Below are 24,249 nucleotides of genomic sequence, written 5' to 3' on the forward strand. Positions count from 1 at the left end.
CGCGGAGGCGCCCACCGAGGTGAACGGGGTGGTGGTCGCGGGGTACGGGCCGACCACCACCACCGACACCGCCTGCACCGCCAGGAGCGCGACGAGGACGAAGAGCTGCACGTCGGTGCACGCGGGGTCGGCGCGGCGCGGCGGCCGCGGCGACGGGCGGGGTCAGCTCTCGCGGACCCCGTCGACGCGGCGGGGCAGGCCGAGCGGGTTCTCCTCGCGCAGTTCCGCGGGGAGCAGGGCGGCCGGGGTCCCCTGGTAGACCACCGGGCGCAGCCAGCGGTCGATCGCGGAGGCGCCCACCGAGGTGAACGGGGTGGTGGTCGCGGGGTACGGGCCGCCGTGGTGCTGGGCGGTCGCGACCGCGACGCCGGTCGGCCAGCCGTTGACGAGCAGCCGGCCGGCGAGCGGGGTGAGCGCCGCCAGCAACTGCGCGGCGTGGCCCGCTTCCTCGGTCGCCTCCTCCGCACCGATGTGCACGGTGGCGGTGAGGCTGCCGGAGAGCGCGGCCAGCACGGCGGCGATGTCCTCGGTGTCGCGGTAGCGGGCCACCACGGTGAGCGGGCCGAAGCACTCCTCCAGCAGCGTCTCGTGCGTGGGGCGCACGAGGTGGCCGGCGGGCACCGACACGAAACCGGGGACGACGGTGCGTCCCTCACCGGCGCCGGCGGTCACCGGAACGGTGACGTCCGGGAGTTCCGCGCGCTCGGCCACCCCGGCGACGAACCCGTCGCGGATGCGCTCGTCGAGGAGCACCCCGCCGGCGGCCTCGCCCAGGGCGGAGGTCAGCGCGGTGACGAGGCGGTCCCCCGCCTCGCCCTCGGGCACGAAGACCAGGCCGGGCTTGACGCAGAACTGGCCGGTGCCCAGGGTCACCGAGCCGGCGAGGCCGGTGGCGATCTCCTCGGGGCGCTCACCCGCGGCGGCACCGGTGACGACGACTGGGTTGAGGCTGCCGAGCTCGCCGTGGAACGGCACCGGCACCGGACGGGCCGAGGCGCGATCGAAGAGGGCGCGGCCACCACGGACGGAGCCGGTGAAGCCGGCCGCCGAGACCAGCGGGTGATCGATGAGGGCGACGCCGGCGTCGAAGCCGTGGACGACCGACAGGACGTCCTCGGGCAGTCCGACGGAGGCGGCCGCCCGGCGGATCGCGGCGGCGCAGCGCTCGGAGGTGGCCGGGTGCGCGGGGTGCGCCTTGACCACGACGGGGCAGCCGGCGGCGAGCGCGCTGGCGGTGTCACCGCCGGGGACGGAGAAGGCGAGCGGGAAGTTGGAGGCCGCGTAGACGGCCACGACGCCCAGCGGCACGCGGTAGCGGCGCAGGTCGGGGCGGGGCGGGGCGAGGGAGGGGTCGGCGTGGTCGATGGCGATCCCGAGGTAGCCGCCGTCCTCGATCTCCGCGGCGAACGCCTCGAACTGACCGGCTGCCCGGGCGAGTTCGCCGGTCAGCCGCGGCACGCCGAGCGCGGTCTCCCGGTCGCCGAGACGGATGATCTCGTCGGAGTCCGCGTTGAGTTCGCGGACGACGGCGCGCAGCAGCGCGACGCGGGTGGCGCGGTCGGCCAGCGCGGCGCGGGTCTCGTGCGCGGCGCGCACCGCCTTGTCGACCGCGGCGGCGTCCGCCTCGGTGGCGGCCTGTCCGTGGCGCTCCCCGTTCCTGGGGTCGACGCTCCACACCGGCTCTGTCATGGTGCTCTCCTCGTGTTGTGGCGGTCGGCGTCCCGGCCGCCGGGGTGCTGCCGCCGTGCCGCCGCGGGCGCCGCCCGGGTGTCGGCCCGGTCGGCGTCCCGCGGTCAGCCCGGGGCGGGTCCGGTGGAGTCCCGGACGGTGAGACTGGTCTCCAGGGTGGCCTGGGCGGCGGTGCGCCCGCCGGCGACGGCCTGGAGCAGCAGGTCCACGGCGGTGCGTCCCGCCGCGGGTGTGGGCATGGCGATGGTGGTGAGCTTGGGGCGGTTGAGCCGCCCGGTGACGGTGTCGTCGACACCGACGACGGACACCTGGCCGGGGACGTCGACGCCCCGGTCGTCGAGCCCCTCGATGACGCCGATGGCGACGAGGTCGTTGTAGGCGATGGCGGCGGTGGCCCCGCTGTCGAGGACCTCCGCCGCGGCCGCGACCCCGCCTTGTTCGGTGGGCGCGTTGGGTCCGGTGACGACGAGGTCGACGCCGAGTCGCTCGGCGGCGGTGGCGGCCGCCCGGCCCATCTGCTCGCTGCTCCAGGAGGCGCGGGGACCCGGCACCAGGACGATCCGGCGGTGCCCCAGTCCCGCGAGGTGCTCCACCGCCTCGGAGGTGCCGTGCCCGATGTCCATCAGCACCGCGGACAGGCCCTTGACCCGCCGGTTGACGACGACGAACGGCAGGTCCATGCCGAGCCGTTCGATGGCGAGGTTGCTGAGCCGCGGGGCGACCAGGACGACGCCGTCCACCTGCTTGGCGAGGGTCTGGATCAGCTCCTCCTCGGCCTGCGGGTCCTCGTCGGTGTCGGCGACGAAGACGTGGTACTCCCGCTCACGGGCGTACGCCTGCGCCGCCTTGATCAGCGGCGGGAAGAAGGGGTTGGCGATGTCGGCGACGATCAGCCCGAGGTTGTGGGTGCGGCCCGTGGTCAGGGCGCTGGCGGCCCGGTTGGGGCGGTAGTCCAGCCGCTGGGCGGCGGCCAGCACCCGTTCCCGGGTGGCGCTGTTGACGAGGTGGGGGGAGGAGAAGGTGCGCGAGACGGTGGAGACGTGGACGCCGGCGGCCTTGGCGACGTCGCGGATGGTCACCGCCATTCCGTGTCCTCTCCCCGGGTCTGCTCACCGGCCGTCGCCTCCGCGGTGAAGCGGTAGACGGTGGTGGAGCGGTACTCCTCGCCCGGGCGCAGCACGGTGCCGGGGAACTCGGGCCGGTTGGGCGAGTCGGGGAAGTGCTGCGTCTCCAGGCAGAGTCCGCTGCCGGGGCCCCAGACGTGGTCCGCGAGCTTGTTGCCGGAGTAGAACTGCACGCCGGGCTCGGTGGTCAGCACCTCCATGGTGCGGCCGGACCGGGGCCCGCGGAGCCGCCCGACGGGGCGGAGTTCACCGGCGGGCGAGCTGAAGACCATGCAGTGGTCGTACCCGCCCGCGGACTTCACCTGCGGGTGTCCGTCGTGGATGCGGGAGCCGACGGTGCGGGGGGTGGTGAAGTCGAAGGGGGTGCCGGCGGTGGGCGCCAGCTCGCCGGTGGGGATCTGCGCCTCGTCGACGGGGAGGAAGTGCGCTGCGTCCAGGGTGAGTTCGTGGTCCAGGACGTCGGGTCCGCCGTCGAGGTTGAAGTAGCTGTGGTTGGTGAGGTTGACGTGCGTCGGCGCCTCGGTGACCGCGTGGTAGTCGATGCGGATCTCGGCGCCCTCGGGGCCGCCGGCGAGGGTGTAGGTGACCCGCGCGGTGAGCCGGCCCGGGTACCCCTCCTCGCCGTCCTCGCTGACCCGGGTCAGCGTGAGGGTCGCGGGGCCCGCCGACTCCACCGACCAGACGCGGTTGCTGAACCCGCCGGGGCCGCCGTGGAGGCTGGCGTCGCCGTTGTTGCGCGGCAGTCGGTGCTCGCGGCCGTCCAGGGTGAAGGACCCGCCGGCTATGCGGTTTCCGTAGCGGCCCACGACGGCACCGAAGTACCGGCTGCGCGTGAGGTAGTCCTCCATGGTGTCCAGGCCGATCACCACGTTGCCGAACGTGCCGTCGGAATCGGGTACTTCCAAGGACTGGAGTACACATCCGTAGGTCAGCACGCGGGCCCGGACACCCGGGGCAGCGAGCGTGTGGCAATGGACCGCGTTACCGCCGCCGTCCACGCCGAAAGCTTCTCTCACGCCGTCGTCAGTCACGGCTCACACCATAGACGGCAATCGGTTGCAGTCAATAGCTGCACGAAGTCTTGACGCGGGCCGATTTCCGAGCGAGAGTTCCGCAACCGCTTGCCGTCGAGGGGAGAAGCAGTTCCGATGAAGGTACTTGTCACCGGTAGTGCCGGGCGATTCGGCCGCAGTGTCGTGGCCGGTCTGGCCGCCGCGGGACACGAGGTGGTCGGGGTGGATCTGCGCCCCGGCGACGCGGGCCCCTGCGCCGCGGTCCAGTCGGCGGACGTGTCCGACGTGGGCGAGGCGTTCCAGGTCGTGGCCCGCCACCGCCCGCAGGCGGTGGTGCACCTCGCCGCCATCGCCGCCCCCTTCAGCCACAGCGGTGGACTCACCTACCGGGTCAACACCCAGGCGGCCTTCGGCATCTGCGAGGCCGCGGTGCAGCTCGGGGTGGAGCGCGTGATCATCGCCTCCAGCCCGACCGTCATCGGGTACGGGGCCCCCGGCGGCTGGACGCCGGACTACCTCCCGCTGGACGAGGACCACCCCGTTCGCCCGTGGAACGCCTACAGCCTCTCCAAGGCCGCGGCCGAGCAGGCGATGCGCTCCTTCACCCTGGCCGCGGCCGGGAAGGTCCGCTTCGCGGCGGTCCGCCCCTGCTTCGTGGTCGCCCCGGAGGAGTGGACGGGCGCCAGCACCCAGACCGGGCACACCATCGCCGAACGCCTGGACTCGCCGGAGATCTCCGGCCAGGCGCTCTTCAACTACCTCGACGCCCGCGACGGCGCCGAGATGGTGGAGCAGCTGCTGCGGGCGCTGCCGGAGATCCCCAACGGCGAGGTCTTCTTCGCCGGGGCCCCGGACGCGCTCTCCCGCGAGCCCGTCGCGGAGCTGCTCCCCCGCTTCCACCCCGGCACCGAGAAGTTCGCGGAGTCCGTCTCCGGGACCGACCCGGTCTTCTCCACCGCCAAGGCGGAGCGGCTCATCGGCTGGCGCCCCAAGCGCAGCTGGCGGACCGAACTGCCCGAGCACGACGTGATCCGCACCAAGGACGAGGTCCCCAGCACATGAACCACACAGGGCCCTGGGGAGGGGCACGCCGGCGCGGACTCCGCGCCGCCGCCACCTCCGCCCCGCCGAACCCGGCGGACGCCGGGTTCGCCCCGGCCGGCGTGAAGGAGGGGTCATGACCGCCCCCGCCGCCGCTCCGGCCGGCGCCACCGCGGCCGGACAGCTCCCCGTCGTCACCGGTCTGCGCGCCGGCATCAGCAGCGCGGCGCTGAGCCGCCCCTGGGGGGCGGACGTTCCCGCCAACCACGTGGTGGTCTGCGAGGTCTCCCTCTCCGACGGCCGCACCGGCACCGGCTTCGGCTGGACCCCGCAGATCGGCGCCGCCGCGGTGCTGGCGCTGCTCACCACCGACGTCCGTGACGCCGTGGTCGGGCTGCCCGCCCACCCGGAGACCGTCTGGGACGCGGCCTGGAAGCACCTCCACGAGGCGGGCGCCGGCGGCATCACCACCCTCGCGCTCTCCGCGGTCGACATCGCGCTGTGGGACCTGCGGTCCCGGGCGGCCGGCCTCTCCCTCGCCGACACCATCGGTCGCCGGCGCGAGACCGTCCCGGTCTACGGCAGCGGCGTCAACCTGCACTACCCGCTCGCGGACCTGGTCGCCCAGGCGCAGCGGTGGGCGGACCGCGGCCTGAAGGCCGTCAAGATCAAGGTCGGCAGCCCGGACGTCGCGGTCGACGTCGAGCGGGTCACCGCGGTGCGGGAGACCATCGGCCCGGACGCCCTGCTGATGGTGGACGCCAACCAGCGCTGGGACCTGCCGCGGGCCAAGCGGGCGCTCTCCGCCCTGGAGAAGCTGGACCTGCACTGGATCGAGGAGCCGCTGCCGGCCGACGACGTGCAGGCGCACGTCCGGCTGCGGGGCGACACCGGGGTGCCGGTCGCGATCGGGGAGAACGTGCGCACCGTGCAGGGCTTCCGCGACCTCCTGGTCGCCGGCGCCTGCGACGTGGTGCAGCCCAACATCACCCGGGTCGGGGGCATCACCCCCTTCCTGCGCATCGCGGAACTGGCACGGACCTTCTCCGTCCCCCTCTACCCGCACCTGCTCCCCGACCTGTCGGCGCAGCTGGCCTGCGCGCTGCCGCTGCCGGCGATGGTCGAGGACATCGAGGACGCCTCCTTCGCGGCACTGGGACTGCTGCGCGAGCCGTACCCGATGCGGATCGAGGGCGGCACCGCGCACCTGTCCGGCGGCGCCGGGCACGGGATGCACTTCGCCGACGCACCGTGGGAGCCCGCGACGCCATGAACACCACCCCAGAGCCGCAGCGCATCGTCCTCGCGGGCGTGCACGGATACGGGCGGAACTACCTGCCCGTGCTCCGTGAACTGACCGCGGAGGGCGTCGCGACCCTGGTGGGGGTCTGCGACCTCCGCCCGGTGCCCGCCGAGATGCTGGAGGGCCTCGGGACCCCGGTCCACGGCCCGGACCTCGGTGCGCTGGTGCGCGAGACCGGCGCGGACGTCGCCGTCATCGCCACCCCGCTGCACACCCACACCGCCCTGGGGCTGGCAGCCCTGGAGGCGGGGGCCCACCTCCAGCTGGAGAAGCCCCCCGCCGTCTCGCTCGCGGAGTTCGACGCGCTGCGCGAGGCCGCGGAGCGGCTGGGCCTCGTCTGCCAGGTCGGCTTCCAGTCCCTGGGCTCCGGTGCCCCGGAGCACGTGCGCACCCTGGTGCGCGAGGGTGCCGTCGGCACCGTGCGCGGCATCGGCGCCCACGCCGCCTGGTCGCGCGACACCGCCTACTACCAGCGCGCGCCCTGGGCCGGCCGCCGACGCCTGGACGGCGTCGACGTCGTGGACGGCGCGCTCACCAACCCTCTGGCGCACGCGGTGGCGACCGTGCTGGCGCTGGACGGGGGCACGGTGGAGTCGGTCGAGACCGAGCTCTACCGGGCCTTCGACAACGAGACCGACGACACCTCGTGCGTGCGGGTCCACACCTCCGGCGGGCTGGCCCAGGGCCGACCGCTGGTGGTCGCCGCGACGCTGGCGGCGGCGGAGCAGCAGCCCCCCGTCATCACCGTCCACGGCGACGCCGGGAGCATCTCCTACTGGTACACCGAGGACCGGGTCCGCCTGACGCGGCCGGGCTCGGAGCCGGTGGAGACCACCCACGGTCGTACCGTGCTGCTGCGCGACCTCCTCTCCCACCTGGCCGCCGCCCGTGACGGCGCGGCCGACCCGGCCCCCCTGCTGGTCCCGCTCGCCTCCACCGAGGGGTTCATGCGGGTGCTGGAGTCGGTGCGCACCGCGCCCGATCCCCGGCAGCTGCCCGCGGAGGACCTGCCGGGAGAAGGGGGTGCCCGTCGCCGGGTGATCCCCGGGATCACCGACGTGGTGGTGGAGGCCGCCGACCAGCTCGCTCTCTACTCCGAACTACCGCGGTTCGCCGCACTGGCCGGGAGGGCCGCATGACCGACATCCAGGAGAGGCCGCCCCAGGCGGACCCGGCGGCAGCCCAGGCCTCGGCCGCGGGCACCCCGCCGGGCGTCGTGACCGGCCATCACACCGCGCAGATCAAGAAGCGCCGCCGCAAGGAAGCGTTGATCGCGCACCTGTTCCTCGCGCCGTGGTTCGTGGGCCTGATCGCCATCACGTCCATTCCACTGCTCGCGTCGCTGTACCTGTCGTTCACCGACTACCACCTGATCCGTGACTGGGGATGGGTCGGTTTCGACAACTACCGCGTGATGTTCACCGAGGACCCCCGGTTCATCAAGGCGCTGGTCAACACCTCGATCTACGTGCTCGTCTCGGTGCCGCTGCAGCTGACCTTCGCGCTGGCGCTGGCACTGGTGCTGGACCGCGGCGTGCGGGGCCTGTCGATCTACCGCTCGGTGTACTACCTGCCGTCGCTGCTGGGTTCCAGCGTCGCCATCGCCATCCTGTGGCGGAAGGTCTTCGGCGCGGACGGCCTGTTCAACGAGTTCCTCGGCTTCTTCGGCTACGAGGGCACCAGCTGGGTGGGCGACCCCTCCACCGCGCTGGGCACCCTGGTCGTGCTGAACGTGTGGACCTTCGGTTCGCCGATGGTCATCTTCCTCGCCGGCCTGCGGCAGATCCCGCCGAGCTACTACGAGGCCGCCAGCATCGACGGCGCCGGCACGATGCGGCAGTTCTTCTCCATCACGCTGCCGCTGCTGACGCCGATCATCTTCTTCAACCTGGTGCTCCAGCTGATCGGCGCCTTCCAGTCCTTCACCCAGGCGTACGTGGTCTCCGGCGGCAACGGCAGCCCGGCCGACTCCACGCTCTTCTACACGATGTACGTCTATCAGAAGGGCTTCAACTCCTTCGAGATGGGCTACGCCTCGGCGATGGCCTGGGTCCTCGTACTCATCATCGCCGTCCTGACCGCGGTGAACTTCCTGATGTCGAAGTATTGGGTGTTCTACAGTGACAAGTAACCACGACACCGACCGCGGCGGGCTCAAGGTCAAGGACGCCGACCGCGCGGGACTCAACGACACTGCCATGGCACGCGTGCTGCTGTGGTTCCGTGGACGGAGGGTGTTCACCCACATCGGGCTGATCCTCTTCGGCCTGGTGATGCTCTACCCGCTGCTGTGGATGGTCTCCTCCTCGCTCAAGCCCGAGGACGTCATCTTCCGCGAGCAGGGCCTCATCCCGACGAGCATCACCTTCGACAACTTCGTCGCCGGCTGGAACGCGCTGCGGCACCCGTTCAGCCACTACATGTTCAACTCCGCGATCATCACCGCGGGCGCGGTGATCGGCAACCTCCTGGCCTGCTCGCTGGCGGCGTACGCGTTCGCCCGGCTGGAGTTCCCGTTCAAGAAGTTCTGGTTCGCGGTGATGCTCGGCACGATCATGCTGCCGCTGCACGTCGTCCTGGTCCCGCAGTACATCCTGTTCTCGGAACTGGGCTGGATCAACACGTTCTATCCGCTCATCGTGCCGAAGTTCCTGGCCACGGACGCGTTCTTCATCTTCCTGATGGTGCAGTTCATCAGGACGCTCCCCCGTGACCTCGACGAGGCGGCCCTCATCGACGGGGCCGGCCACTGGCGGATCTTCAGCCGGATCATCATCCCGCTCTCCACGCCGGCGCTCGCCACCACGGCGATCTTCACCTTCATCTGGACCTGGAACGACTTCCTGTCCCAGTTGATCTTCCTCACCAACCCGGACATGCACACCGTCCCGGTCGCACTGCGGACCTTCCTGGACTCCAGCGGGGATTCCTCCTGGGGACCGATGTTCGCCATGTCGGTCATCGCACTGGGCCCGATCTTCGGGTTCTTCCTGGCCGGCCAGAAATACCTGGTCCGCGGTATCGCCACCTCGGGTCTGAAGTAGTTAGAGAATTCAAAGGAGAGTTCAGTGACCACTCACACCAAGCACCTGACCCGCAGAGTGCTGCCGGCCCTCGCCGTGGTCGGCGCGATGACCCTGACGGCCTGCGGCGGCGGCGACAGCGGCGGCGGCGGCGAGGACGGCGACATCACCCTCCGCGTGGCCTGGTGGGGCAGCGACCACCGCCAGCGCATCACCGAAGAGGCGATAGCCAAGTTCGAGGAGCAGAACGAGGGCATCACGATCCAGCCCGAGTACTCCACCTTCGACTCCTACTACGACCAGCTGACCACGCAGGTCGCCTCCAACGACGCTCCCGACGTCTTCGCCGTGGAGATCCGCCGCTTCGGCGAGCTGGCCCGCGGCGGCGTGATGGCCGACCTCGGCGGCAAGGTCGACACCGGGGACCTCAACGAGGAGCTGCTGGAGTCCGGCGCGATCGACGGCACCCAGTACGGCATCCCGACCGGGGCCAACGCCTTCGCCATCATGGCCAACACCAAGGTCTTCGAGGACGCGGGCCTGGAGCTCCCCGACGACACCGCCTGGACCTGGGAGGACTACCTCGAGCTGAGCGCCGAGCTCACCGAGGTCAGCGACAGCGGCGTCTACGGCACGCAGATCAGCAACAACGACGCCTGGCTGCGCGTCTTCTCCGCCCAGCAGGGCGAGGAGTTCTACACCGACGGCCAGCTCGGCATCACCGAGGAGACCGTCACCGACTGGTTCCAGTACCAGCTGGACCAGATCGACCAGGGCGCCTCCCCCGACGGCCCGCGCAGCGTCGAGATCGGCTCCAACGTCGAGACCTCGCTCATCGCCACCAACACCGGCGGCATGGGCATGTGGTGGACCAACCAGCTGGGCACGCTCTCCTCCGGCTCCGGTGAGAACGTCGAGCTGCTCCGCATGCCGAACGCCGGCAACGGCGGCAGCGGCGGCATGTTCCTGCAGCCGACCATGTTCTGGTCGGTCAGCGGCAACTCCGCGCAGCAGGACGCCGCGGCCAAGCTGGTCGACTTCCTGGTCAACGACCCCGAGGCCGGCGCCATCCAGGGCTCCGACCGCGGTCTGCCGATGAACTCCTCCGTGCTCGACGCCGTCCGCGACGGGCTGCCCGAGGAGGACCAGAAGTCGCTGTCCTTCCTGGAGGACATCAGCGACGAGACCGACACGCCGCCCACCGCGCTGCCCAGCGGTGCCGGTGAGATCCCCAACCTGCTGACCCGTTACAGCGAGGAGGTCTACTTCGGTCGCATGACGCCCGCGGAGGCCGCCGCGCAGTTCGTCTCCGAGGCGAACAGCACCCTCAGCTGACCGCCCCCGGGGCAGCACCGAAGCTTGTCGAACCACCGCACGAGGAGAGACCACCCGTGACCCGCCGTTACGCATTCGTCGGCCTCGGCCACCGCGCGCAGATGTACGTCGACGCGCTGCTCGGTGACTGGAGCGACACCGGGGAGATCACCGCGCTCCTCGACACCAACCAGACCCGGATGGACTTCTACAACGAGCGGATCGCGGCCACCGGCCGGCCCGCCGTGCCCACCTTCCGGCCCGACGGTTTCCAGCAGATGCTGGAGCACTGCGACGCGGTCGTGGTCACCTCGGTGGACAACACCCACGCCGAGTACGTCGTCGCCGCCCTCGACGCCGGACGCGACGTGGTGGTGGAGAAGCCGCTGACCGTCGACGCCGCCGGCTGCGAGGCCATCGCGGCGGCCGCCGAGCGCAGCAGCGGCGAGATCGTCGTGACCTTCAACTACCGCTACTCGCCGCGCAACACCGCGCTGCGCGAGGCCATCGCCTCCGGGCGCATCGGCGACGTCACCAGCGTCAACTTCGAGTGGACCCTCGACACGATCCACGGCGCCGACTACTTCCGCCGCTGGCACCGCGACCGGGAGTCCTCGGGTGGTCTGCTGGTGCACAAGTCGACCCACCACTTCGACCTCGTCAACTGGTGGCTGGACGCCCGTGCCGAGATGGTGTTCGCCCAGGCCGACCTGCGCTTCTACGGCGACGGCAACGTCGAGGGCCCCCGCCCCGAGCGCTCCCACGGCGCCCCGGAGCTGGGCACCGACCCGTTCCTGCTGGACATCGGCGCCGACGACCGGCTGAAGCGGCTCTACCTGGACGCCGAGGCCGAGGACGGCTACGTCCGCGACCAGGACGTCTTCGCGCCCGGCGTGACCATCGACGACAACATGGCCGTCCTGGTGCGCTACGACAACCGCGCCCTGCTGACCTACTCGCTGAACGCGCACGCCCCGCACGAGGGCTACCGGGTGACGGTCAACGGCACCAAGGGCCGGCTGGAGCTGGAGGTCTGCGAGCGCTCCTGGACCCCGCCGCAGGACGCGGTGGACCCCTCGGCCACCGGCAAGGCCAACGCCCAGGGCGCCTACGACCGCCTCACCGTGCAGGAGCACTGGAAGCAGGCCGAGGAGCTGCCGATCCGCAACGGGGAGGGCGCGCACGGCGGCGGCGACAAGCTGCTGCTGAACGACGTCTTCCGCGGCCCGGGCAACGACCCGCTGGCGCGGCAGGCCGGTTACCGCGACGGTATCCGTTCGGTGCTGATCGGTGCCGCCGCGAGCCGTTCGGCCCGCTCCGGCGCCCCCGTCACGCTGACGGACTCCGGCACGCGCATGGCGCCGGAGGCGGCCGGCGCGTGACCCGCGGCGGCACCCGGAACAGGTGCCGCCGACCGCAGCTCTCCCCGGTGCCGTCGACGGCCGCCGGCGGCCCGCAGGGTCGCGGTGGCCGCCGGCGGCTCCGGCACGTCACCAGCGGCGGCCGCCAGGCCGCCCCGCGCGCTCCCGCCCGACTCCCCGACTCCCCGACTCCCCGACGAAAGGCACCCCCATGACCCGGCCCGACCTGCGGCTGACCCACACCCCCGGCGACCGCGTCGAGCTGCGGCACCAGGACGTCACCCTCTTCTCCTACGTCTACCGCCCGGAGGCGGCGTGGGAGGCCCCGAAGCCGTACCTGCACCCGCTGCGGACGCTCTCCGGCGGGGTCGTCACCGACTACCGCCCCAACGACCACCGGTGGCACAAGGGCCTGCAGCTGACCGCCTCGCACCTGTCCGGGCAGAACATCTGGGGCGGCCGCTGCTACGTGCACCCCGTGGGGTACCAGCCGTTCCCGGAGCGCCTGGGCTCGATGGAGCACGACGGGTTCGAGTCGCTGACCGAGACCGACGACGGCGCGGTGATCGCCGAGCGGCTGACGTGGCGCAACCACGACGGCGACGGCTGGGTCGACGAGCGGCGGCGCATCGAGGCGCACCGGGTCGACCCCGACGCCGGGGCCTGGACGCTGACCTGGACCTCGACCATGACCAACGTGCGCGGCGAGGAGCTGCGGTTCGGTTCGCCCACGACCGCGGGCCGGGAGATGGCCGGCTACACCGGGCTGTTCTGGCGGGGTCCGCGCGCGTTCCGCAACGGGAAGGTACTCGGCCCGCACGGCGAGGGCCAGGAGCTGATGGGCAGCCAGGGGTCCTGGCTCTCCTACTCGGGCGAGTTCGACGGCATCGACGGGCACGCCACGGTCGTCTTCGAGCACGCCCCGGAGAACGGGCAGGACGGCGGCGGCTCCGAGCATCCCTCGCACTGGTTCGTGCGCAGCGACCCGTTCGCCGCGGTGGCGCCGTCGTGGGCGTTCTTCGACGAACTGGTCCTGGCGCCGGGCGAGTCGCTGGAGCGGCGCTACCGCGTGGTGATCGCCGACGGCGCCTGGGAGCGGGAGCGGACCGAGGCGTACCTGGCGCAGCTCGCCTGGTGAGGCAGGGGGGGCTCCGGCGGCCGGCGCGGGCTGCCGGAGCCACCCGCGCAACTCCGTGGCCCCGCGGGGGCCGGTGCCCGCTACGGTGCGCGGCATGGCTGACGCGATTTTCGCCCATCCGCGGCTCGCCGCGATCTACGACCCGCTCGATCCCGACCGCGGTGACCTCCTCGCCTACCTGGGGATGGTGGAGGAGTTCGCCGCACGCCGGGTGCTGGACATCGGCTGCGGCACGGGGGTGTTCGCCCTGCTGCTGGCGGAGCGCGGCGTCGAGGTGACCGCGGTGGACCCGGCCGCGGCCTCGCTGGCGGTCGCCCGTGCGAAACCCGGCGCCGACCGGGTGCGGTGGATCGACGGGGACGCCACGGGGCTGCCGCCGCTGCGGGTGGACCTGGCGACGATGACCGCCAACGTGGCGCAGGCGATCGTCGCGCCGGACCGGTGGGCCGACACGCTGCGCGGTGCCCGCGCGGCGCTGCGCCCGGGCGGTCGGCTGGTGTTCGAGACACGGGTGCCCGCCCGCCGGGTGTGGGAGCGGTGGACGCGCGAGCGGACGCACCGCGTGTCGCAGCTTCCGGGGGTCGGCCCGGTCGAGAACTGGGTGGCGGTGACGGCGGTCGACGGCCCGCTCGTCTCCTTCCGGTGGCACTACGTCTTCGGGGCGGACGGCGCGACGCTGACGTCCGACTCCACGCTGCGGTTCCGGGAGCGCGACGAGGTCGAGGCGGACCTCGCGGCGGCGGGGTTCTCGGTGGGGGAGGTCCGCGACGCGCCCGACCGGCCGGGCGGCGAGTGGGTGTTCGTCGCCCGCCGGTCCGATCCCGACGCCTGAGCCGGTCCGCGCCCGGTGCCCGGCCGCACCGGGAGCGGTGCGGTCCGGGCCGGGTGTCACGGCGCGGCGGTGGCCTCGACGGGTTCGGTGAAGGCGCCCCAGTGGCCGTCCGGCAGCTTGGCGCGGACGGTCACCGCGTGGCCGGCGCCGGGCTCGTCCACGGTGAGCAGGTGGGTGATCTCGCCGTCCGGCGCCTCGGCGCCCCACAGCAGTGTCGTCGTGAACTCGCCGTCGAGGTGGATCTGGTACTCCAGCACCGCGGCGCCGGTGCGGGGCGGGGTCCAGCTCAGCTCCAGGGTCGCGGGCTCCTCGCCGGGACGGGCGGTGAGCCCGGCGGGTGCCGTCGCGGTACCGCTCTCCTCCGCGTCGCCGGCGCCGGGGGTGGTCAGACGCAGTTCCGGGCCGGGCTCGGAGGTGTTGTCGCCGGCGTCTCGGGCGACCACGGTGAAGACGTAGTCGGTCCCGGGGCGCAGCCCCGTCACCAGTGTGGTGGTCTCCTCGGCGGGGACGCTGTGGATCGCGGTGCCGCTCTGGTGGATCTCGTAGCCGGTCACCGCCACGTTGTCCTCGGCGGCCTCCCAGCTGAGCTCGGCGGCCCGCGGCCCGTCCGCCGCGCCGGTCAGCGCGCCGGGGGCGGTCGGCGGTTCGTCGTCGTCGGTCTCGGCGCCGAAGGTGGTGGCGGTCACCGCGCGGCTCTCACCGGAGCGGCCGGCGGGCCCGGTGGCGCGGACCGTGAAGTCGTAGGCGGTGGCGGGGTCGAGCCCGGCGATGTCGACCATGTAGGTCTCGGCCCCGACGCTCTCCGCCTCCGCACCGTCGCGGTGCACCGTGTACCCGGTGACGCCGGCGGCGGGGTCGGCGCGGTGCCACATGACGTGGACGGTGGAGGAGCTGGTGGCCTGGGCGGTCACCCCGGAGGGGGCGGGCGGGCGGTCCTGGCCGGCGGCGTCGCCTCCGCAGGCAGTGAGGGCGAGGCCCAGCAGCAGGGTGAGGGCGAGCACGGCGGCGTGGGGGGTCCGTGTCACGGTCGTACCTTCCAACCGGAGTAAAGGTCTGGACCACCATCGCGGTTCGGGGGCGGCACGGCAAGAGGCGGGGGGACTCCCGGCATCGGGAGCCGCCCCGCCGTCGTGAGGTCAGGTCAGGACCGTCCGGCCGTCCGCTCAGCGCAACCAGGCGTGGTGGCGCACCACCGGCGCCCGCTCCCAGGCGCGTCCCAGACCCCAGGTGCGGCCGGCTGCGCACACCGCGAGCGCCACCATGACCAGGGCGTAGACGAGGTGCATGTCCACCACCGGGTTGGTCGACATGGTGGGCGAGCCGTCCGCGAGCTCCCGAGCGACCGGCCACTCCGCCGTCCAGAGCATCAGCATCATCACCGTGCCGCCCGCGGCGGCGAGGCGGAGACCGACCCCGGCGACCAGGGCGACGCCGAGGCCGAGCATCCCGGCCATGTAGGCGAAGTCGACCCACACCGCCCCGGCCCAGCCGTTGAAGGTGCTCTGCAACGGGCCGGCCGAGACCCCGCCGAGGTAACCGGCGGCCGGGGCGCCGCCGTTGACCCAGGCCGACTCGCCGGAGGTGGCGTAGCCGAGGCCGAGCGTCTTGTCGAGGAAGGCCCACAGGAAGACCAGGCCGAGGGCGATGCGGAGGACCGCGAGCACCCGGGCCGGGACGGTGTGCGGCTCGGGGGCCGCGGTGCCCTCGTCGCGCTTCTCGCGCGGGACCGCCATCGTAGGCGGAGGGGCAGGCTGGACAGACATGGGGGAGGGTCCTTCCGGTCGGGGGGTGGTCACACGTGTGCTGAACTCCGCCCTGACCAGTCGACTCCGCCCGCCGAGCTGATCGCCCCTCCTGTACCCGGGCGGCGGCGCCCCACACCTGCGCGCCCGGAACCCGGCCGCTGCCGTTCCGACCACGACCGGCGGGCCGGCCGCCGCCACCTGCACGGACCCGGCCGCACCGCCGCCACCTGTCGGAAGGCGCAGCCGGGCGCACGGTGGAGGACGACCGAAAACCGCCCGCCGACCGGTGCGCACCGGTCGGCGTCCCGGCCGACGCCCCGTCATGTCGCGTGCGAAGCAGGCACGTTGACGCGGCACCGGCGCCTCGCTCCCGACGTCCCGGCGCACCCGCCCCCGCGCGCACCGCCGCGCGCACCCGGGCGGGCCGCGCAGCCGGCAGCTCCGGGGCCGCACACCTGCCGTGAGGCCGCCGCGCCCGCCCGGGAAACTCCGTCGCGACCGACCTATTGACCAGGGACATGCCTGTACATACGCTGCGCTTGTTCATGGTTGTCCCCATACAAAGCGGGGTGTGCGTTCGATGCGGATCGCAGTGGTCGGGAGTTACGGAGCGGGCCTCACCATGCGGGTGCCACGGTCCCCCGCGGCGGGTGAGACCGTCTCCGGCGGGGAGTTCGCCGAGGGCCCCGGAGGCAAGGGCTCGAACCAGGCGATCGGGGCCGCCCGCCTCGGTGCGCGGGTCTCGCTGCTCACCGCCGTCGGGGACGACGCGTACGGCCGCGCCGCCCGCGCCCTCTGGGACGAGGAGGGGGTGGACGCCACCCACGTCGTCACCGCGGACGCCGCCACCATGGTCGGCTTCATCCTGGTCGAGCCGGACGGGGAGAACCGCATCGCGATCGCCCCCGGCGCCCTGGAGCTGCTGACCCCGGCCCACGTCGAGCCGTTCCGCGCGGCGATCGCCGACGCCGACGTCCTCGTCGTCTCCATGGAGATCCCGGCCGACGTCGTCCTCGCCGCGCTGCGCACGGCGCGCGAGTGCGGCACCCGGACCCTGCTCAACCCCGCCCCCGCCCAACCGCTGGCCGACGAGGTCTGGCCGCTGGTCGACGTGATCACCCCCAACCAGACGGAGGCGCCCGTCCTCCTCGGCCTCGCCGAGGACGCCGCCCCGAGCGACGGCGACCTGGTCGCCCGGCTCCGGGAACGCACCGGCGGCACCGCCGTCCTCACCCGCGGCGGCCACGGCGCCCTGGTCGACGACGGCTGCGGCGTGCGGGAGGTGCCCGCCCTGCCCGTCGAGCGGGTGGTGGACACCACCGGAGCCGGTGACGCCTTCACCGCCGCGCTGGCGGTCGCACTGGCCGGCGGCGACGACACCACCACCGCCGTCGCCCGTGCCGCAGCGGCCGGGGCCCACGCGGTCACCGTCGCCGGCGTGATCCCCGCCCTGCCGACACCGGAACAGCTCACGGCCGCGCCGACCCCCGGCACGGACCGCACCCACCCCGAGAGGAACGACGCCGCATGACCACCACCACCGCGCCGGCGCGGGGGTTCGTCCCCGACCTGCGCAGACTGCTGCACGCGCGGGAGGCGGGGGTGTTCGCCGCCCTGGTGCTGCTCTTCCTCCTCGGCGTGGTGCTCTCCCCCGGGTTCGCCTCCTCCGACAACCTGCTCTCCGTCGGACAGCAGATATCCCAGATCGGGATCATGGCGGTCGGTGCCACGTTCGTCATCGTCAACGGCGAGATCGACCTCTCGGTCGGCTCCGTCTACGCGCTGTCGGCGATCTGCACCGGCATGGCCATCTCGGACGGGCTCGCCTGGCCGCTCGCCGCACTCATCGGACTGGCCGTCGGGTCGCTGGCCGGTCTGCTGAACGGTCTCGCCGTCGTCCTGCTGGGGGTGCCCTCCTTCATCGTCACGCTGGGCACGCTGAGCGTCTACCGGGGCGTGGCGCTCCTCATCTCCGACGGCGCCCCGATCTCCCTCAACAACGGCATGCCGGGGGTCGCCGAGTTCAGCCTGCTCGGCCAGGGCCGGCTGTTCGGCGTGGTGCCCATGCAGTTCGTCATCTTCGCGGTGGTGGCCGCCATCGGCGTCGTACTGCTCTCCCGCTCCCGACTCGGCTTCAACAGCTACGCGGTCGGCGGTAACCAGGAAGCGGCCCGGCTGGTCGGCATCAACGTCAAGCGGGTCAAGCTGAGCGCCTTCGTGCTCTCCGGCTTCACCGCCGCCCTCGCCGGCGTGCTGGGGCTGTCGTTCCTCTCCTACGTCCAGGGCGTCACCGGCAGCGGGCTGGAACTGACCGTCATCTCCGCGGTGATCATCGGCGGCGCCGCCCTCTTCGGCGGCTCCGGCACGGTCTGGGGCACCGTCATCGGCGTCACCTTCATCGGACTGCTGCAGAACATCCTCAACATCAAGGGCATCTCGTCCTTCTGGCAGACCGTCGTCACCGGCCTGGTCATCGTCGCCGCCGTCGCCGCCGACACCTGGCAGCGCAGACGCAAGACCCGCGCCTGACGGCCGCACCGCCCCCTTCCCTCTCCTCCCCCACACCGCGCCCGGTCGCTCACGCGTCCCCGCGCCCCCGGAAACCCGCGCATGTGACACAGGAGCCGCAATGTCCTTCCGCACCACTGTCAGAGCCGTCATGACGGCCGCCGCCGTCACCGCCACCGCCGCCCTCGCCGCCGGCTGCGGCGCCGTCACCGCCGCCGACACCGGCGGCTCCGAGGACGGCTTCGAGCTGGCCTCCTACATCCAGGAGCGCGTCGACAACGGCGAGCCGCTGCGGATCAAGCTGAGCTACCACGACCCGTCCCTCGCCTTCGCCACCCCCATCAGCCAGGGCATGAACCGCGCCGGCGAGGAGTTCGGCGCCGAGGTGCAGCTGATCGGGCCCACCGGCGGCGACGCCGGACAGCAGGTCTCCGAGCTGCAGACCCTCATCCAGCAGAAGGCGGTCGACGGCCTGGCCGTCTCCTCCGCCTCCAGCGACGCCCTCCGCCCGGTCATCGCCCAGGCCCACGACGCCGGCATCCCGGTGATCTCCTTCAACACCGACAACCCCGACTCCCGCCAGATGGGCTTCGTCGGCCAGGACCTGCGGGGCTCCGGCGAGTCCCAGGCGGCGGAACTGCTCGACGTCCTCGGCGAGGACGCGACCGGCAAGGTCGTGGTCTTCTCCGTCGACACCGGCGCGGGCTGGTCCCACGACCGGTTCGGCGGCTTCCGCGACGGGCTGGAGGGCAGCGGGCTGGAGATCGTCGGACCGGTGAACGTGGGCAACGAGCCCAACGCCGCCTACAACACCGTCGAGTCCACCATGGCCGGCCAGACCGGCGTCACCGCCATCGCGGGCCTCGACTGCTGCTCCACCACCGCCGCCGCCAAGTGGACCGCGGAGTCGGGCAACGCCGACGGGATCGCCGTCGTCGGGTTCGACGTCCTCACCGCCACCGCCCAGTACATCGACAGCGGCGTCGTCGACTTCACCATCAGCCAGAACCCCGCGGAGCAGGGGTACCAGGCCGTCAAGGTCCTGCACGACTTCGCCGTGGACGGCACCGAGATCAGCGGTGTCGACACCGGCTCGGAGTTCGTGACCAAGGACAACCTGGACGACACCCCGGTGGAGGACTGATGACCACCGTGGCCGCGGCCGGCCCGCACACCGGGCCGGCGGTGCGGATCGCCGGCCTGGGCCGCAACTTCGGCCCGGTCCGCGCCCTGCACGACGTCTCCTTCGACGTGCCCGCCGGCGAGGTGACCGCCCTCCTCGGCGAGAACGGCGCCGGCAAGTCCACCCTGCTGAAGATCCTCGCCGGTCTCCAGCCGCCCAGCGCCGGCACCGTGACGGTGTTCGGGGAGGAGGTCACCTCCCACGACCCCGCCACCGTCCTCGCCCGGCACGGCGTCGCCATCGTCCCGCAGGAGCTCAGCCTGCTGCAGGACCGGACCGTCGCGGAGAACGTGCTCTCCGGAGTGGAGCCGGGCGGTCGCTGGTTCCCCTCCCGGCGGGCCATGCTGCGCCGGACCCGGGAACTGCTGGCCGAGCTCGACCTGGACCTCGACCCCGCCGCGTCGGTCGGGTCGCTGGACCTCGCCACCCAGCAGCTGATCGTCGTCGCCCGCTCGGTGGCCCGCGGCTGCCGGGTGCTGATCCTCGACGAGCCCACCGCCATGCTGACCCCGGCGGAGGCGGAGCGGCTGTTCGTGCTCATGGACCGCCTCAAGAGCCAGGGCGTCACCATGCTGTACGTCTCGCACCGCATGCCCGAGGTGTTCCGGCTCGCCGACCACATCCAGGTGCTGCGCGACGGCACCCACGTCGCCGGCTGGGGGCGGGAGGAGACCAGCCCCGACCGCGCCGTCGCCGCGATGGTCGGCCGGGACCTGGCGGAGGTGACCGCCCGCGCCGGTCACCAGGGCGCCCCCGAGGGCCCGCCCGCCCTCGTCGTCCGCGACCTCAGCGGACGGCGGCACCGGGGGATCAGCTTCGCCGTGCGGCCGGGCGAGATCCTCGGTGTCGCCGGGCTGCCCGACTCCGGGCGGGTCGAGCTGCTGCACAACATCTTCGGCGGCGACCGCGGCACCGGCGGCGAGGTCGAGGTGCTCGGCAGCCCCTACGAGCGGCGCGACCCCATCGCCAGCGTCGGCCGGCGGCTGGCCTTCGTCCCCGGCGAACGGCGCGCCCAGGGGCTGCTGACCACCATGAGCGTCGGCCGCAACGTCGGCGCCCTGACCACGCGCGTGTTCTCCCGGTTCGGTCTGGTGCGGCGGCGGGCGTTCGACCGCAACGCCGCCGACCAGGCGAAGAAGCTGCGGGTGAAGACCGCGTCGCTGGACCAGCCCATCACCAACCTCTCGGGCGGCAACCAGCAGAAGGCCGTCCTGGCCCGATGGCTGTCGATCAACCCCGGCGTGCTGATCCTCGACGAGCCGACGCGCGGCGTCGACGTCGGCGCCAAGGCGGAGATCTACGAGGAGCTGTTCGCCCTCGCCGACCGCGGGCTGGCGATCCTCTGCTCCTCCTCCGACCTGCCCGAACTCCTCGCCGTCACCGACCGGATCGCCGTGCTCAGCGAGGGCCGCCTGGTGGCGACCGTGGAGACCGCCACGGCCACCGAGGAATCGATCATGACCCTGGCCACCGGCGCCACCCCCGCCTCCGCCCCCGCGGACGCGGACGGCGAGCACCGGAGCGCCGGACCCACCGCACCGGAAGGAACCGCACCATGAAGCGCCGAGGCATCCTCAACGACCGGCTCAGCGCCGCCCTCGCCACCCTGGGCCACACCGACCTCCTGCTGGTGGTGGACGCCGGCTTCCCGATCCCCCGCGACGCGCACCGGGTGGACCTCGCGATCAGCGAGAACCTGCCCGACCTGCGGACCGTGCTGGGCCTGGTCGCCGACGAGCTCGTCGTCGAGGGCGTCGTCCGGGCCGAGGAGGTGCCCTCCAACAACCCGCTGCTGGACTCCTGGCTGCACGAGCGGTTCACCGGCGCCGAGTTCACCACCCGCACCCACGCCGACATGCTCGGCGAGGTCGCCCGCGCCGCCAAGGTCGTCGTCCGCACCGGAGCGTTCGAACCCTGGGGCAACATCGGCCTGTTCTGCGGCGTCGACGTGCCCCGCTGGTTCGGCGGTGAGGGCGTCGTCGCCCCCGCGTACTACGCCGACAAGCTCTGACACCCCGCACCCCCACCCGGGCCGCCGGGCAGGGGCCGACGCGGCCCCGCCCCGCCGGCCACCGACAGATGGAGAGAGAACCAGACATGTCCGAGACCTCGACCACCGCGCCCGCCGAGCCGGACCTCGCCGCCGCCGAACTGGCGCGGTACATCCAGCACACCCGCATCGACTCCCGGGCCACCCGTGAGGACATGGTCGCCCACGCCCGGGAGGCCGCGCAGTACGGCTTCAATGCCGCCATGGTCCCCGCCTCGTGGGTGCCCGTGGTCAGCTCCGAACTCGCCGGCACCGGCGTGGAGGTGGCCTCCGCGCTGGACTTCCCGACCGTCGGCGTGATGACCAGCGCCGGAAAGGCCGCCGAGGCCGCCGAGATCGCACGGCTGGGCGCCACCCAGCTCGACATCGGCGTCCAGGTCGGCTGGCTCAAGAGCGGACGCCACCAGGAGTTCCGCGACGACATCGCCGGGGTGGTCCGGGCGTTCGGCGGCCCGGTCAAGGTGATGCTCGAACTGCCGCTGCTCACCGACGAGGAGAAGGAGATCGCCGTCGAGCTGGCGCAGGACGCCGGCGCCGCGTTCCTGAAGAACGCCAGCAGCGGGCAGATCGAGACCGCGAACCCGACGAGCGTTCGGTACCTTGTGGAGCGGGCGCGCGAGGGGGTCCAGGTCAAGGCGTCCGGCTCGATCACCGGTTACCGGCAGGCGGTCGACCTGCTGCGGGCCGGGGCGGTGCTGCTCGGCACCAGCGCCGGGATCGCCCTGGTGACCTCCTCGGCGGACGCCGGGACCAAGAGCTACTGAAGCAGGTGAAGGGCCGTGCCCGACCGGGCACGGCCCACGCGGGTGACTCCCGGAAGGAGCACGGTGAGGGTGACGGCGGACGACGAGGAGCCGGCGGGCATCAAACGCGATGTCCCCACGGCCATCCACGTCCAGATCTCGGAGCACATCCGTACCCGCATCGCGGCCGGCGAGTGGCCCGCCCACTACCGGTTGAAGAGCGAGCCCGAGCTGGCCCAGGAGTTCGGCGTCAGCCGCGGCACCGTGCGGCGGGCGCTGGCCACCCTGATCGCCGAGGGGCTGCTGCGGCAGGTGCGGGGGCGCGGCACCTTCGTGACCTCCACCACCATCGAACCGGCCATCGCGCAGAAACTCAGCACGCTCTCCGAGGACTTCGCCAGCCAGGGAGTGGTCACCGACACCCGGGTACTGGAGGCGACGACACTGTCGCCGCCGCGCCCGGTCGCCGCCCTGCTCGACCTCGCCCCCGGCGGCCGGGTGCTGAAACTCGTGCGGTTGCGCAGCACCGAGAGCGGCCCGGTGGCGCTGCTCTTCAACTACGTCCGCACCGACTTCACGCCGGGGATCGAGGAGGTCGACTTCGAGCGCTCCAGCCTCTTCGGGGTGCTGGAGGGCAGCTACGGGCTGAAGATCGGCGCGGCGCGGCGGACGTTCAGCGCCGAGCCGGCCGCCGCGGAGGTGGCGACGGCGCTGGAGCTCGCCGAGGGGGCACCGGTGCAGTACCTGCAGCAGGTCACCTACCTCGCCGACGACCGGCCGGTGGAGTACTCCGACGTCTGGATTCACAGCGGCCGGCTGCACCTGACTTCACTGCTGCGCCGCCGTCGCCCTCGGCCGGTCCGTCGCGGCACGGTGCCGCCGCGCCGTTGTCTTGTGCCGAGGCGCCGCGCCATTGTCACGTCCCGAGGTGCAGCGCCGTTGTCACGTCCGGAAGCGCCATGCCGGCGGGGCCGGGCACGGCGCCGGGAGGGCGCCCGGCAGGCGGGCAGGCAGCCGCTAGCCGAGGTGGCCGGCGCCGCGTTGTTCGGCGCGTTGGCCGAGCGGCCGGGCGCGGTCGGTGCCGGGGAGGTCGGCCCGCGGCCGGCCCGCCGTGCTGGGGCCGGTGCGCAGCGAGGCGAGGTAGGCGTTGTACGCCTCCAGTTCGCGGTCGCCGTTGCGGTCGGCGGCCCGGTCGCTGCGGCGGGCCCGGCGCTGCTCGGAGGCGTGCCACTGGATGACGAGGGCGATCAGCACGATGACGGTGGGGATCTCGCTGAAGGCCCAGGCGATGCCGCCCGCCGCCGTCTGGTCGGCGAGCGGGTCCACGCCCAGCGAGGCCGGCGGGTCCGCGTAGGTCGCGATCATCGGCGAGGTGCCCATCATCAGCGCGATGCCGAAGAAGGCGTGGAACGGCATGGTGGCGAACAGCTCCAGCATGCGCATGACGTGGCCGGGCCGGTGCGGGCCGGGGTCGACGCCCATGATCGGCCAGAAGAACACCAGGCCGATCGCGAGGAAGTGCAGCATCATCGCCAGATGCCCGGCGGCGCTCTCCATCAGGAAGTCGAAGAGCGGGGTGAAGTAGAGCCCGTAGAGGCTGGCGATGAACATCGGGATGGTGAACAGCGGGCTGGAGATCACGCGCACGTAGCCGCTGTGCAGGAACGACCGCAGCAGCTCGCGCGGCCCGGTCCGCCCGCGCGGGGCGGCGGGCAGCGCCCGCAGGGCGAGCGTCACCGGCGCGCCCAGCAGCAGCAGGATGGGCGAGAGCATGCTGATGACCATGTGCTGCGTCATGTGGACGCTGAACAGCACCATGCCGTAGTCGTTGAGCGCCGTGCAGGTGACCAGCAGCACCGAGGCGATGCCGAGCACGAACGAGGCCGTCCGTCCGGCCTGCCAGCGGTCGCCGCGCGACACCAGTCGGGCGACGCCCCAGAGGTAGAGCGCCAGGACCGCGAGGCACCCGATCAGGAAGACCGGGTCCGGGCTGATCTCGAAAGCCCGTCCGTAGCTGAACGGTGGCAGGTCCGCGCCACCGTGATCGCCGTGTCCCATCCGGCCGCTCCCGTTCCGTACCGATTGCCCGGACCAGCATAGGTCGCGCCGCCGCGCTCACCGCCGCGGGGGGCGTCGCGGCGGCGCGGGGCGCGGACACGCCGCCGCCCGCGCCCCGGAGCGG

General features: G+C 73.0%; 21 protein-coding genes and 1 pseudogene. 16 read left to right on the forward strand and 6 right to left on the reverse strand.

Annotated features, from left to right (window positions below):
• Window positions 1-162 precede the first annotated feature (162 nt).
• The 3 genes from HCN56_RS10740 to HCN56_RS10750 all read right to left on the reverse strand — a co-directional run bounded on the left by HCN56_RS10740 (window position 163) and on the right by HCN56_RS10750 (window position 3,844).
• Complete coding sequence (locus HCN56_RS10740; protein ID WP_209312595.1) at window positions 163-1,689, reverse strand: aldehyde dehydrogenase (NADP(+)); 1,527 nt, start codon at window positions 1,687-1,689, stop codon at window positions 163-165.
• 104 nt (window positions 1,690-1,793) lie between these two features.
• Window positions 1,794-2,774, reverse strand: a complete 981-nt coding sequence (locus tag HCN56_RS10745) for a LacI family DNA-binding transcriptional regulator (protein WP_167969712.1) — start codon at window positions 2,772-2,774, stop codon at window positions 1,794-1,796.
• Window positions 2,765-3,844 carry an aldose epimerase family protein gene (locus HCN56_RS10750; RefSeq protein ID WP_312871169.1) on the reverse strand — a complete coding sequence of 360 codons (1,080 nt, stop codon included), beginning with the start codon at window positions 3,842-3,844 and terminating at the stop codon, window positions 2,765-2,767. The genes HCN56_RS10745 and HCN56_RS10750 overlap by 10 nt, the downstream gene beginning before the upstream one ends.
• Before the next feature lie 117 nt (window positions 3,845-3,961).
• Here HCN56_RS10750 and HCN56_RS10755 point away from each other — a divergent pair, with 117 nt between their 5' ends.
• The 9 genes from HCN56_RS10755 to HCN56_RS10795 all read left to right on the forward strand — a co-directional run bounded on the left by HCN56_RS10755 (window position 3,962) and on the right by HCN56_RS10795 (window position 13,838).
• A complete protein-coding gene (locus HCN56_RS10755) occupies window positions 3,962-4,888 on the forward strand; it encodes an NAD-dependent epimerase/dehydratase family protein (protein WP_167969714.1) in 927 nt (308 codons plus the stop codon).
• 115 nt (window positions 4,889-5,003) lie between these two features.
• Window positions 5,004-6,140 (forward strand): mandelate racemase/muconate lactonizing enzyme family protein, encoded by a 1,137-nt coding sequence (locus HCN56_RS10760; protein ID WP_167969716.1) that lies wholly within the window; start codon window positions 5,004-5,006, stop codon window positions 6,138-6,140.
• Window positions 6,137-7,309: a Gfo/Idh/MocA family protein gene (locus HCN56_RS10765; RefSeq protein ID WP_167969718.1), complete on the forward strand. Its 1,173-nt coding sequence runs from the start codon at window positions 6,137-6,139 to the stop codon at window positions 7,307-7,309. Before HCN56_RS10760 ends, HCN56_RS10765 begins: the two co-directional genes overlap by 4 nt.
• The gene (locus HCN56_RS10770) at window positions 7,306-8,301 is read left to right on the forward strand and encodes a carbohydrate ABC transporter permease (RefSeq protein ID WP_167969720.1); all 996 of its coding nucleotides are present in this window, start codon (window positions 7,306-7,308) and stop codon (window positions 8,299-8,301) included. The genes HCN56_RS10765 and HCN56_RS10770 overlap by 4 nt, the downstream gene beginning before the upstream one ends.
• 67 nt (window positions 8,302-8,368) lie before the next feature.
• Entirely contained in the window at window positions 8,369-9,214 is an 846-nt protein-coding gene (locus HCN56_RS10775) for a carbohydrate ABC transporter permease (protein ID WP_167969758.1), read from the forward strand.
• 24 nt (window positions 9,215-9,238) lie between these two features.
• The gene (locus HCN56_RS10780; protein ID WP_312871170.1) at window positions 9,239-10,528 is read left to right on the forward strand and encodes an ABC transporter substrate-binding protein; all 1,290 of its coding nucleotides are present in this window, start codon (window positions 9,239-9,241) and stop codon (window positions 10,526-10,528) included.
• Window positions 10,529-10,584: 56 nt separating this feature from the next.
• On the forward strand, window positions 10,585-11,889 hold the full coding sequence (locus HCN56_RS10785) for a Gfo/Idh/MocA family protein (protein WP_167969722.1): 1,305 nt from the start codon (window positions 10,585-10,587) through the stop codon (window positions 11,887-11,889).
• Between the two features lie 190 nt (window positions 11,890-12,079).
• A complete protein-coding gene (locus HCN56_RS10790) occupies window positions 12,080-13,006 on the forward strand; it encodes a DUF6807 domain-containing protein (protein WP_167969724.1) in 927 nt (308 codons plus the stop codon).
• Between the two features lie 94 nt (window positions 13,007-13,100).
• Entirely contained in the window at window positions 13,101-13,838 is a 738-nt protein-coding gene (locus HCN56_RS10795) for a class I SAM-dependent methyltransferase (RefSeq protein ID WP_167969726.1), read from the forward strand.
• Between the two features lie 56 nt (window positions 13,839-13,894).
• Here the strand turns inward: HCN56_RS10795 and HCN56_RS10800 are convergent, their stop codons facing one another.
• Window positions 13,895-14,863, reverse strand: a complete 969-nt coding sequence (locus HCN56_RS10800; protein WP_312871171.1) for a fibronectin type III domain-containing protein — start codon at window positions 14,861-14,863, stop codon at window positions 13,895-13,897.
• A 138-nt stretch (window positions 14,864-15,001) separates the two neighbouring features.
• Window positions 15,002-15,601: a DoxX family protein gene (locus HCN56_RS10805; protein WP_167969729.1), complete on the reverse strand. Its 600-nt coding sequence runs from the start codon at window positions 15,599-15,601 to the stop codon at window positions 15,002-15,004.
• A 562-nt stretch (window positions 15,602-16,163) separates the two neighbouring features.
• On the opposite strand from HCN56_RS10805, the gene HCN56_RS10810 reads away from it, so the two are divergent.
• The 7 genes and pseudogenes from HCN56_RS10810 to HCN56_RS10840 form a co-directional block, all read left to right on the forward strand.
• Window positions 16,164-17,114, forward strand: coding sequence for a ribokinase (locus HCN56_RS10810; RefSeq protein ID WP_167969731.1), 951 nt, complete (start codon window positions 16,164-16,166; stop codon window positions 17,112-17,114).
• On the forward strand, window positions 17,111-18,112 hold the full coding sequence (locus HCN56_RS10815) for an ABC transporter permease (protein ID WP_167969733.1): 1,002 nt from the start codon (window positions 17,111-17,113) through the stop codon (window positions 18,110-18,112). The genes HCN56_RS10810 and HCN56_RS10815 overlap by 4 nt, the downstream gene beginning before the upstream one ends.
• Before the next feature lie 100 nt (window positions 18,113-18,212).
• Window positions 18,213-19,235 carry a sugar ABC transporter substrate-binding protein gene (locus tag HCN56_RS10820; protein WP_167969735.1) on the forward strand — a complete coding sequence of 341 codons (1,023 nt, stop codon included), beginning with the start codon at window positions 18,213-18,215 and terminating at the stop codon, window positions 19,233-19,235.
• Window positions 19,235-20,833, forward strand: a complete 1,599-nt coding sequence (locus HCN56_RS10825; RefSeq protein WP_167969737.1) for a sugar ABC transporter ATP-binding protein — start codon at window positions 19,235-19,237, stop codon at window positions 20,831-20,833. The genes HCN56_RS10820 and HCN56_RS10825 overlap by 1 nt, the downstream gene beginning before the upstream one ends.
• A complete protein-coding gene (gene rbsD / locus HCN56_RS10830) occupies window positions 20,830-21,285 on the forward strand; it encodes a D-ribose pyranase (RefSeq protein WP_167969746.1) in 456 nt (151 codons plus the stop codon). Before HCN56_RS10825 ends, rbsD begins: the two co-directional genes overlap by 4 nt.
• 86 nt (window positions 21,286-21,371) lie before the next feature.
• Window positions 21,372-22,088, forward strand: a complete 717-nt coding sequence (gene deoC / locus HCN56_RS10835) for a deoxyribose-phosphate aldolase (protein ID WP_167969749.1) — start codon at window positions 21,372-21,374, stop codon at window positions 22,086-22,088.
• Between the two features lie 69 nt (window positions 22,089-22,157).
• Window positions 22,158-22,817 (forward strand): annotated as a pseudogene (locus HCN56_RS10840) (GntR family transcriptional regulator); the annotation flags it as partial.
• A 267-nt stretch (window positions 22,818-23,084) separates the two neighbouring features.
• On the opposite strand, the gene HCN56_RS10845 reads toward HCN56_RS10840, so the two are convergent.
• Window positions 23,085-24,125, reverse strand: a complete 1,041-nt coding sequence (locus HCN56_RS10845) for a cytochrome c oxidase assembly protein (RefSeq protein WP_167969752.1) — start codon at window positions 24,123-24,125, stop codon at window positions 23,085-23,087.
• Window positions 24,126-24,249: the final 124 nt, after the last annotated feature.

It is taken from the genome of Streptomyces lonarensis (genome assembly GCF_012033735.1).
Classification (GTDB): Bacteria; Actinomycetota; Actinomycetes; order Streptomycetales; family Streptomycetaceae; genus Streptomyces; species Streptomyces lonarensis.